Annotated in this window: 8 protein-coding genes; 2 read left to right on the forward strand and 6 right to left on the reverse strand. The window is 60.1% G+C overall.

Annotated features, from left to right (window positions below):
• Nucleotides 1-9: 9 nt before the first annotated feature.
• Nucleotides 10-1,617, reverse strand: a complete 1,608-nt coding sequence (locus HX790_RS06950; protein WP_017136509.1) for a carboxyl transferase domain-containing protein — start codon at nucleotides 1,615-1,617, stop codon at nucleotides 10-12.
• Between the two features lie 12 nt (nucleotides 1,618-1,629).
• The gene (locus tag HX790_RS06955; RefSeq protein WP_017136510.1) at nucleotides 1,630-2,793 is read right to left on the reverse strand and encodes an isovaleryl-CoA dehydrogenase; all 1,164 of its coding nucleotides are present in this window, start codon (nucleotides 2,791-2,793) and stop codon (nucleotides 1,630-1,632) included.
• Between the two features lie 149 nt (nucleotides 2,794-2,942).
• On the opposite strand from HX790_RS06955, the gene HX790_RS06960 reads away from it, so the two are divergent.
• The gene (locus tag HX790_RS06960; protein ID WP_099550044.1) at nucleotides 2,943-4,580 is read left to right on the forward strand and encodes an AMP-binding protein; all 1,638 of its coding nucleotides are present in this window, start codon (nucleotides 2,943-2,945) and stop codon (nucleotides 4,578-4,580) included.
• A gap of 577 nt (nucleotides 4,581-5,157) precedes the next feature.
• Here HX790_RS06960 and HX790_RS06965 read toward each other — a convergent pair.
• The 3 genes from HX790_RS06965 to HX790_RS06975 all read right to left on the reverse strand — a co-directional run bounded on the left by HX790_RS06965 (nucleotide 5,158) and on the right by HX790_RS06975 (nucleotide 7,529).
• On the reverse strand, nucleotides 5,158-6,057 hold the full coding sequence (locus HX790_RS06965) for a hydroxymethylglutaryl-CoA lyase (RefSeq protein WP_017136512.1): 900 nt from the start codon (nucleotides 6,055-6,057) through the stop codon (nucleotides 5,158-5,160).
• 17 nt (nucleotides 6,058-6,074) lie between these two features.
• Nucleotides 6,075-6,467 (reverse strand): MerR family DNA-binding transcriptional regulator, encoded by a 393-nt coding sequence (locus tag HX790_RS06970; RefSeq protein ID WP_017136513.1) that lies wholly within the window; start codon nucleotides 6,465-6,467, stop codon nucleotides 6,075-6,077.
• A 126-nt stretch (nucleotides 6,468-6,593) separates the two neighbouring features.
• Nucleotides 6,594-7,529 (reverse strand): LysR family transcriptional regulator, encoded by a 936-nt coding sequence (locus HX790_RS06975; protein WP_017136514.1) that lies wholly within the window; start codon nucleotides 7,527-7,529, stop codon nucleotides 6,594-6,596.
• A 166-nt stretch (nucleotides 7,530-7,695) separates the two neighbouring features.
• Between HX790_RS06975 and HX790_RS06980 the strand changes: the two genes are divergently transcribed.
• Nucleotides 7,696-8,925, forward strand: coding sequence for an acyl-CoA dehydrogenase (locus HX790_RS06980; RefSeq protein WP_058420935.1), 1,230 nt, complete (start codon nucleotides 7,696-7,698; stop codon nucleotides 8,923-8,925).
• A gap of 348 nt (nucleotides 8,926-9,273) precedes the next feature.
• On the opposite strand, the gene HX790_RS06985 is transcribed toward HX790_RS06980, so the two are convergent.
• Complete coding sequence (locus HX790_RS06985) at nucleotides 9,274-10,602, reverse strand: substrate-binding domain-containing protein (protein ID WP_176991385.1); 1,329 nt, start codon at nucleotides 10,600-10,602, stop codon at nucleotides 9,274-9,276.
• Between the last annotated feature and the right edge of the window lie 188 nt (nucleotides 10,603-10,790).

Below are 10,790 nucleotides of genomic sequence, written 5' to 3' on the forward strand. Positions count from 1 at the left end.
CAGCTCCATTTACATGCGGAACACGCCGAAGCGGCTCGGCTCGATGGGGGCATTCAGCGCGGCGGACAACGCCAGCGCCAGCACGTCACGGGTCTGCTGCGGGTCAATCACACCGTCATCCCACAAACGTGCGCTGGAGTAGTAGGGATGGCCCTGGGTTTCGTACTGGTCGAGAATCGGCTGCTTGATCGCGGCTTCTTCTTCGGCACTGAACGCATTGCCCGCGCGCTCGGCCTGTTCACGCTTGACCTGCACCAGCACGCCGGCGGCCTGTTCGGCGCCCATCACACCGATGCGTGCGTTCGGCCACATCCACAAAAAGCGCGGGTCATAGGCGCGGCCGCACATGCCGTAGTTACCGGCACCAAAGCTGCCGCCGATGATCACCGTGAACTTGGGCACCTTGGCGCAGGCCACCGCCGTGACCAGCTTGGCGCCGTGCTTGGCGATGCCGCCGGCTTCGTATTTCTGGCCGACCATAAACCCGGTGATGTTCTGCAAGAACAGCAACGGAATCCCGCGCTGGCAGGCCAGTTCGATAAAGTGCGCGCCTTTTTGCGCGGCTTCTGCGAACAGAATCCCGTTGTTGGCCAGGATCGCAATCGGGTAGCCGTGCAGGTGCGCAAAACCACACACCAGCGTGGTGCCAAACAGCGCCTTGAACTCATCGAATACCGAGCCATCCACCAGCCGCGCGATCACTTCGCGCACATCAAATGGCTGCTTGGCATCGGCCGGGATCACGCCATAAAGTTCTTCGCTGCTGTACAACGGCGCCACCGGCGGGCGTTGCACTAACTGACCCTGCTTGCGCCAGTTGAGGTTGGCCACACTGCGTCGGGCCAGGGCGAGCGCATGTTCATCGCTGTCGGCATAGTGGTCGGCTACGCCGGAGATCTTGCAGTGCACATCGGCACCGCCCAGGTCTTCGGCGCTGACCACTTCGCCGGTCGCGGCTTTTACCAGCGGCGGCCCGGCGAGGAAGATCGTGGCTTGCTGGCGCACCATGATCGCTTCGTCGGCCATGGCGGGTACGTAGGCGCCACCGGCGGTGCAGGAGCCCATCACCACGGCGATTTGCGGGATGCCCTGGGCGCTCATGTTGGCCTGGTTGAAGAAGATCCGCCCGAAGTGTTCGCGATCAGGAAATACCTCATCCTGACGCGGCAGGTTGGCGCCACCGGAGTCCACCAGGTAAATGCACGGCAGGCGGTTCTGCTCGGCGATGGTCTGGGCCCGCAGGTGTTTTTTTACCGTGAGCGGGTAGTACGAGCCGCCTTTGACCGTGGCGTCGTTGGCGACAATCATGCATTCGACGCCTTCCACACGGCCGATTCCGGCGATCACGCCAGCGGCGGGCACGTCCTCGCCGTACACCTGGTGAGCCGCCAGTTGGCTGAGTTCCAGGAACGGTGAGCCAGGGTCGAGCAAGCGGTTGATACGCTCACGGGGCAGCAGTTTGCCGCGCGAGGTGTGCCGTTCCTGGGCCTTGGCGCCGCCGCCTTGCTGCACATGGGCGAGCAGGCTGTGCAGGGCGTCGACCTGTTGGCGCATCGCCGTGCTGTTGGCGGCGAACTCCGCTGAACGCGGGTTTAGCTGGGTATGCAAGGTGGCCATGGGGGCGCTCCTTCAGCGGGTTTCGTTGAAGAGTTCGCGACCGATCAGCATCCGCCGAATCTCACTGGTGCCAGCACCGATTTCGTACAGCTTGGCATCACGCAACAGGCGCCCGGCGGGGAATTCATTGATGTAGCCATTGCCGCCGAGAATCTGGATCGCGTCCAGGGCCATTTGCGTGGCGCGCTCGGCACTGTAGAGGATCACCCCGGCGGCGTCCTTGCGCGTGGTTTCGCCACGTTCGCAGGCCTGGGCCACCGCGTAGAGATAGGCGCGGCTGGCGTTGAGCTGGGTGTACATGTCGGCGACCTTGCCCTGGATCAGCTGGAATTCGCCGATGCTCTGGCCGAACTGCTTGCGGTCATGGATGTAGGGCACGATCAGGTCCATGCACGCTTGCATGATCCCGGTCGGGCCGCCCGAGAGCACCACGCGCTCGTAGTCCAGGCCGCTCATCAGCACTTTGACGCCGCCATTGAGCACACCAAGGATGTTTTCTTCGGGCACCTCGACGTCATCGAAAAACAGTTCGCAGGTGTTGGAGCCGCGCATGCCCAGCTTGTCGAACTTGTTGCTGCGGCTGAAGCCTTTGTAGTCGCGCTCGACGATAAACGCGGTGATGCCGTGAGGGCCTTTTTCCAGGTCGGTCTTGGCGTAGATCACGTAGGTGTTGGCGTCGGGGCCATTGGTGATCCAGGTCTTGCTGCCGTTGAGCACGTAGTGGTCACCACGTTTGTCGGCGCGCAGCTTCATCGAGACCACGTCGGAGCCAGCATTCGGTTCGCTCATGGCCAGGGCGCCGATGTGCTCGCCGCTGATCAACTTGGGCAGGTACTTGAGTTTTTGTTCGTGATTACCGTTGCGGTTGATCTGGTTGACGCACAGGTTGGAGTGCGCGCCGTAGGATAGCGCCACTGACGCCGAACCACGGCTGATTTCTTCCATGCTCACCACGTGCGCCAGGTAACCCAGGCCGGCGCCGCCGTACTCTTCCGGCACGGTGATGCCCAAGAGGCCCATGTCCCCGAACTTGCGCCACAGGTCGGCAGGGAACAGGTTGTCGATGTCGATCTGCGCCGCGCGGGGCGCGATCTCCTTCGCCACGAACGACTGCACCTGGTCGCGCAGCATGTCGATGGTTTCACCGAGGGCGAAGTTCAGGGACGGGTAACTCATGGACAGGCACCTTAATGTGAGCTTTGTTGTTGTGTGGGTGGGGCGCGAGGGAGGGCGCTCACCTTTACGTTAACGTAAGCTTGCGTTACGGCGCTGTCAATCGTAGTTTACGTTTACGTCAACCTACAAAAAAGACAACAGGGGTCGTTATGGATCAACCGCACCCGAGCTACAGCCGTGGCTCCCAGGACAAGACCTTGCTGGCCATGACCATCGGTCAGGCTTTCGATCGCACCGTTGCGCACTACCCCGATGGCGAAGCCTTGGTGGTGCGCCATCAGCAACGCCGTTACACCTGGCGGGAGTTGGCCGAGACGGTGGATTTGCATGCCCGCGCCTTCATGGCTTTGGGCATGCAAACCGGCGATCGCCTGGGCATCTGGGCGCCGAATTGTGCCGAGTGGTGCATCACTCAAATAGCCAGCGCCAAGCTCGGGGTGATCCTGGTGAATATCAACCCGGCCTACCGCAGCAGCGAATTGGACTACGTACTCAAACAGTCCGGCTGCGCATGGCTGGTGTGTGCCGGCTCATTCAAGAGCTCCGATTACCACGCGATGTTGCAGGAACTGCACCCCGACGTGCGCGGCCTCATCAGCCTGGACCCCAGCCCGCCAGCGGAATTTATGCCCTGGTCGCAGTTGGCGGCCCTCGGTGCTGGCATCCCGCCCGAGCAGCTTTATAGTCGCCAAGCCAGCCTGCACTTCGATCAAGCCGTCAACATCCAGTACACCTCCGGCACTACGGGCTTCCCCAAGGGCGCCACCCTCAGTCACCACAACATCCTCAATAACGGTTACATGGTCGGCGAAAGCCTGGGCCTCACCGCGCAGGACCGCCTGGTGATCCCGGTGCCGCTGTACCACTGCTTTGGCATGGTCATGGGCAACCTCGGCTGTATCACCCACGGCACCACCATGATTTACCCCAATGACGGTTTCGACCCGCTGCTGACGCTCACCGCCGTCGCGCAAGAACGCGCCACCGGCCTGTACGGCGTGCCGACCATGTTTATTGCGCTGCTGGATCACCCACGTCGCAGCGAATTCGACCTGGCCACCTTGCGCACCGGCATCATGGCCGGCGCCACGTGCCCCATTGAAGTGATGCGTCGGGTCATCAGCGAGTTGCATATGGGCGAAGTGCAGATTGCCTATGGCATGACCGAAACCAGCCCGGTGTCATTGCAGACCGGCGCCGATGACGACCTGGAGCGGCGCGTCACCACCGTTGGCCGCACCCAGCCCCAGCTCGAAAACAAAATTATCGACGAGGCCGGTAACACCGTGCCCCGTGGCCAGATCGGTGAACTCTGCACCCGTGGCTACAGCGTGATGCTCGGCTACTGGAACAACCCCGAAGGCACCCGCGACGCGATTGATGACGCAGGCTGGATGCATACCGGCGACCTGGCGAGCATGGATGAACACGGCTACGTGTGCATCGCCGGGCGCAACAAGGACATGATCATTCGTGGCGGTGAGAACGTGTACCCGCGCGAGCTGGAGGAGTTTTTCTTCACTCACCCGGCGGTGGCCGATGTGCAGATCATTGGCATTCCGGATGAGCGTTACGGCGAAGAGATCGTTGCCTGGGTCAAATTCCATCCCGGCCATGTGGCCAACGAACTGGAGCTGCAAACCTGGTGCAAGGGCCGCATTGCGCACTTCAAGACGCCCAAGCACTTCAAGTTCGTGGATGAGTTTCCGATGACAGTGACGGGCAAGATCCAGAAGTTTCGCATGCGCGAAATTTCGATCGAGGAGCTGCGAACCCAATCCAACTGACAGCACAGGCTTATGTGGGAGCTGGCAAGCCAGCTTCCACAGAAAGCACAAAGGGGACCCGAAGGTCCCCTTTAATTTGTCGTTGCGTGCTCTTTTTTTATTATTGAGGGGCGGTCTATTGTTGTTTTTGGCAACCGTTACCCTTTACCGCTGTTTTTTTGCGACCCCCATCCGGGATCAAGAGCAAACGTATTTTTTTGAGCGCTGATCTGCTTCTTCGTTAACGATCCAACCAGTGGCAGCTACCTGAGGTAGTTTTATTTTTCTCTAACCGGTTGCGGGTGTCGGCACGCCGTACCCTGCGAAGCACATCTTCTTCAAAAAAATCTGTTAGCTGCGTCTCTGCCGTGTTGTTTTTGTTATGTCAGAGTCGTTTCGTCTTATTTTTATTAGGTTTGGCGCTTTTTATTCTTGTTATGCCATAGAGATAGCAGGAGCCGTGCCAACTTTTAAAAGTCATTTAAAATCAATGGTTTAACTTTTGTTTAGGGTTTTGCCTACGGCAAATTCGACAAAATATGTTCCCGTGTTACTCGATGTGTATGCGTGCGGTAACACATTGTCACGGCTAAGCTACTCAACCGGCGTTACGTGCCTTGGCGACTCGCGAACCCGTCGGCCGACCCAGCACGTTACTGATCTGCAGGCCTGCACGAATCAATGCCTCCAGATCGATACCGGTGTCGATACCCAGACCATTGAGCAGGTACACCACATCTTCGGTGGCGACGTTACCGCTGGCGCCCTTGGCGTAAGGGCAGCCGCCCAGGCCCGCAATAGAGCTGTCGAACACCGTGATGCCTTCGAGCAGGCTGGCGTAGATATTCGCGATTGCCTGGCCATAGGTGTCATGGAAATGCCCGGCCAGCTTGTCCCGTGGCACCTGCGCGCCGACCACTTCGAACAACCGTCGTGTGGCGCCTGCGGTACCGGTGCCGATGGTGTCGCCCAGCGACACTTCATAACAGCCCATGGCATACAACTCACGTGCTACTGCGGCGACTTGTTCCGGCGCAATCTGGCCTTCGTAAGGGCAACCCAACACACACGACACATAGCCGCGCACGCTGATGCCGTGTTGCTTGGCGGCCGTCATGATCGGCGCAAAGCGCTCCAGGCTGTCGCTGATGGAGCAGTTGATATTGCGCTGCGAAAACGCCTCGGACGCCGCCGCAAATACCGCGACTTCCTTTACGCCAGCCGCCAGCGCATCTTCAAAGCCGCGCAGGTTTGGCGCCAGCGCGCCGTAGGTGACGCCGGGCGTGCGCTGGATCTGCGCAAACACCTCGGCGGAGCCAGCCATCTGCGGCACCCATTTGGGCGAGACAAAACTGCCGACTTCGATATAACTCAAGCCGGCTGAGCTGAGTGCGTCCACCAGTTGAACCTTGTCGGCCACGCTGATCGGCTGGGCTTCGTTCTGCAAACCGTCGCGCGGGCCGACTTCCACCAGGCGCACATAAGAGGGGAGAGACATGGGCAGCTACCTTGTGTTTATGGACCAACCGGGTTCATGGTCTGCGCCAGCGCCTGGGTGCAGCGCTCTTCGGCGGTGTCCAGTTCCAGCTTCATCTGTTCGATATCAAGCATCTGTTGCTCGAGCTGCTCACGGCGCTCGGCGATTTTCGCGAGCATGCTGTTGAGCTGGATGTGGTTGCCGCTGGTGGGGTCGTAGAGTTCGATCAGCTCACGGCATTCGGCCAGGGAAAAACCGATGCGCTTGCCGCGCAGGATCAACTTGAGGCTGACCTTGTCGCGCGCCGAGTAGATGCGCTCCTGGCCCCGGCGCTCCGGGGCCAGCAGGCCTTGTTCTTCGTAGAAACGAATGGCGCGGGTGGTGATGTCGAGCTCGCGGGCGAGGTCAGAGATGCTGTAGGTCGTGCTCATGGTGGCGCTCAAGAAGGTCTTGGCGCTAAGCTAAAGGCAGGTTGACGTTTACGTCAAGCAAATAGCCTGGATTGACTCACACCCTGTGGCGAGGGAGCTTGCTGTGGCAAGCCTGCTCACCAGAGCTTAGGCTTGCTTGCCATCCAGTTTCTTTTCGTGCGCGGTGACTTGCTGGCACAACTCGATCATCTGCTCACGCATCCAGCGGTTGGCCGGGTCCTGGTCGGTGCTTTCGTGCCAGTACAGGTGGGTTTCCACCGGCGGCACATCGTTGACCGGCAGGTTGAACCAATGCAGCTCATGGCGGCGGGCAAAGCGTTCGGGCACGGTCATCACCATGTCGGTCTGCTGCAACACTTGCGAAGCCATCAGGTAATGCTGGGAACGCAGGGCGATCTTGCGCTGGATGCCCATCTTGCCCAGCGCCAGGTCAACGTGGCCCAGGCCGTTGCGGCGGCTGGAGATATGAATGTGAGTCAGCGACAGGTAGTCATCCAGCGTGAACTTGTCCTTGCCCGCCATCGGATGGCCCTTGCGCATGGCGCATACATAGCGATCTTCCATCAGTTTGACGTGGCGCACTTGCGGGTCGGTGTTGAGCGGTGCGTCCACGGCAAAGTCCAGGCGCCCGGCGGCCAGTTCCTTGGTGGTTTCGCGGCGTTTGGACAAGAAACTCTCGATCACCACGGTCGGCGCCAGGCGGCGCAGGCGCTGGAACAGCAGCGGCAGAATCACCGCCTCGGTGAGGTCGGTCATGCTGATGCGATAAGTCTTGGCCGCCTGTTGCGGGTTGAAAATTCGGCTTTCCTGCACCGACACCCGCAGCAACGACAACGCGTTGCGCACCGGGCCGATGATGTTCTGCGCCATGGGCGTGGGCACCATGCCCTGGGCGGTGCGCACGAACAGCGGGTCGTTGAAGGTTTCGCGCAAGCGTGCCAAGGCGTTGGAAACAGCTGGCTGGGTGATACCAACGATCTGCCCGGCGCGGGTCAGGTTGGCTTCGGTGTAGATCGCGTCGAAGACGATAAACAGGTTGAGGTCGACCTTGCTCAGATTCATTTCGTTGCGCTCTTATTTTCAGGTGGCGATTTATCAGGTGCTCATACGCCGATCATATATCGGTGATGAATGTTAATACACGCCGAGAATAGGCTAGGTAAATTATCAGCGCTGTTCTAGCATCGATTGCATGACCTAAACAACCTCTCAGAGAAGGGAGCTGCTCATGGATTTCGCCTATTCGCCCAAGGTTCAGGAACTGCGTGAACGCGTCACTGCGTTCATGGACGCTTACGTTTACCCGGCCGAGCCGGTGTTCGAACGCCAGGTCAGCGAAGGTGACCGCTGGCAGCCCACCGCGATCATGGAAGAGCTCAAAGCCCGTGCCAAAGCCGAAGGCCTATGGAACCTGTTCCTGCCCGAATCCGAGCTGGGCGCCGGCCTGACCAACCTCGAATATGCGCCATTGGCCGAAATCATGGGCCGCTCGCTGTTGGGCCCGGAGCCGTTCAACTGTTCCGCCCCCGACACTGGCAACATGGAAGTGCTGGTGCGTTACGCCAATGAAGAACAGAAGCAACGCTGGCTCGAACCGCTGCTGCGCGGCGAGATTCGCTCGGCGTTCGCCATGACCGAACCGGACGTGGCCTCATCCGACGCCACCAACATGGCCGCCCGCGCCGAGCGTCAAGGCGATGAGTGGGTGATTAATGGCAAGAAGTGGTGGACCTCCGGCGCCTGCGACCCGCGCTGCAAGATTCTGATCTTCATGGGCCTGAGCAACCCGGATGCACCGCGCCACCAGCAGCACTCGATGATCCTGGTGCCGGTTGACACCCCTGGTGTAAAAATCGTGCGCCCACTGCCCGTGTTCGGCTACGACGACGCACCCCACGGCCACGCTGAAGTACTGTTCGACAACGTGCGTGTGCCGTATGAAAACGTACTGCTGGGTGAAGGCCGTGGCTTCGAAATCGCCCAGGGCCGCCTTGGCCCAGGCCGCATACACCACTGCATGCGCTCCGTCGGCATGGCCGAGCGTGCGCTGGAACTGATGTGTAAACGCTCCGTCAGCCGCACCGCGTTCGGCAAGCCATTGGCGCGCCTGGGCGGCAATATCGACAAGATCGCCGACTCGCGGATGGAAATCGACATGGCGCGCCTGCTGACCCTGAAAGCGGCGTACATGATGGACACCGTCGGTAACAAAGTCGCGAAAAGCGAAATCGCGCAGATCAAGGTCGTGGCGCCGAACGTGGCCTTGAAGGTGATTGACCGGGCGATTCAGATCCATGGTGGCGCCGGTGTTTCCAACGACTTCCCGCTGGCCTACATGTACGCCATGCAACGCACCCTGCGCCTGGCCGACGGCCCGGATGAAGTGCACCGTGCGGCGATTGGCAAGTTTGAGATTGGCAAGTATGTGCCTAAAGAGCTGATGCGCAGCGGGCAGTAACACCGAGGCGCCTGCATCGCAGGCAAGCCAGCTCCCACACTGGAATGCATTCCAAAGGTGGGAGCCGGGCTTGCCCGCGATGAGCATAGGCATCTACCCAACTTTTGAAGGCAGCCAATTTCTCCTGTGGCGAGCAGGCTTGCCCTGCGTTGGCTGCGAAGCGGCCCAGTAAAGGCACTGCAATTTTCCTGAAAGAACTCAGCGTCTGGGTTTGGGGCTGCTTCGCAGCCCAACGCAGGGCAAGCCTGCTCGCCACAACAGCCCACTTACAACAGGCTTCGTGTTAACCGGTTGTGTAGATACCTATGCCGCGATGAGGCCAGTGTTTACAAGACAAAACCCGAGCGGTCAGTACACCCAAACCTCCACCCGCCGATTCTTGATCCGCCCCTCATCCGCCGTGTTCGCCGCCACCGGCATCTGCGCGCCGAAGCCGCGAATATCCCGCAGCACCACGCCGCTCTTGACCAATTCCCGGCGCACCGCCATTGCCCGCAACTTTGACAACAACGCCGCCCGCTGCGGGTCATTCTTGGCATCGCCAAACCCCACCAGCGTCACCTGCTTGTCGAGCTTGCCGTGGCTTTTTATATACGCCACCACCCGCTGCAAGTCCTGGCGCGCCTTGTTGTCCAGGCTGGCGCTGCCTTCTTCGAAACGAAAATTCACACTCAAGCGCTGGGCGTCACGGACGATGTTTTGATAGTCCTCGGGCATCGACGCCCGTGGCTCCACGGCAATCGCCTGCACCTGCTGGGCGATAAAGCCATTGGCGGCGACAATCGCCTGGCCTTTGCCACTTTGGGTAAAGTCCACCAGGGCTTTGGCCCACGGGTTGCGGTTCGACGGCGGCAGGTAAAAATACAAGCGGCGTGACAGCGGGTAATCCTCGGTGGCGATCAGGCTGGTCACCGGTAACATCGGCTGTGAGTCACCGTCGACAATCGCCAGCGCCTTGGCCTGGCGCACATACGGCAGGCCGATAAAACCAATGCCTTGCGGGTCATGGCTCACTGCATCGGACAACGCCTCGCTGGATTCGAAGCGCTTGGCGGCCACGGCCAGCGGTTTACCGCGCCGGTTCAGCACCAGCTCTTTAAAGGTGTCATAGGTGCCGGACTGATCATCCCGGGCATACAGATGAATGGCGCCGTCGACGCCGCCCACATCCTCCCAGTGGCTGACCTCACCATTGAAAATCTGCGCCAGCTGCTCGGTGTTCAAGGTATTCAACGGGTTTTGCGGATTGAGGATAATGGCCAGGCCGTCGATGGCAATCACGTGCTCGGCCTCTGGGCTTTTCAGGTCGCCCAGGGGTTCAAGGTCCACCAGTTCGCTGTCCTTGATCGGGCGCGAAGCAGCCGCAAGGTCAGCGTTGGATTTTTTCAGTGCGCTGAACCCGGTACTTGAACCGTGGGCTGCGACCTCCACCGTGACGGTTTTGCCCTGACGCGTCTTGCCGATCACCCGTTGTTCATTGGCGCCATCGCCGGGCTCGCTGTGCACCGCCTGCAAGCCCTGGTGCTCCAGCATGCCCTTGACCAACGCAGGTCCAAGCGCCGCACCAATGGTATTGGAACCCTGGATACGCAGGGCGGGGCCTTGGTCGGGAACGGGTAGGGCAGCGGCGGCAGCGTAGAGCGGCAGTATCAACAGGAACAGAACGCGCAGCATCATGCCGGCACCTTCTTAAGCCAAAGGGAGTGCCGCCAGATTAAGTCAGTGGGGTTTCAAAAATATGACTGACGCACAGCAAGTCAAAATGTGGGAGCTGGCTTGCCTGCGATTGCAGTGGGCCAGTCATCAAATGGTTGGCTGACACACCGTTATCGCAGGCAAGCCAGCTTGTGTCTTGATCTGGGAAT

The sequence above is a fragment of the Pseudomonas sp. IPO3747 genome, assembly GCF_013385245.1.
GTDB lineage: Bacteria > Pseudomonadota > Gammaproteobacteria > Pseudomonadales > Pseudomonadaceae > Aquipseudomonas > Aquipseudomonas edaphica.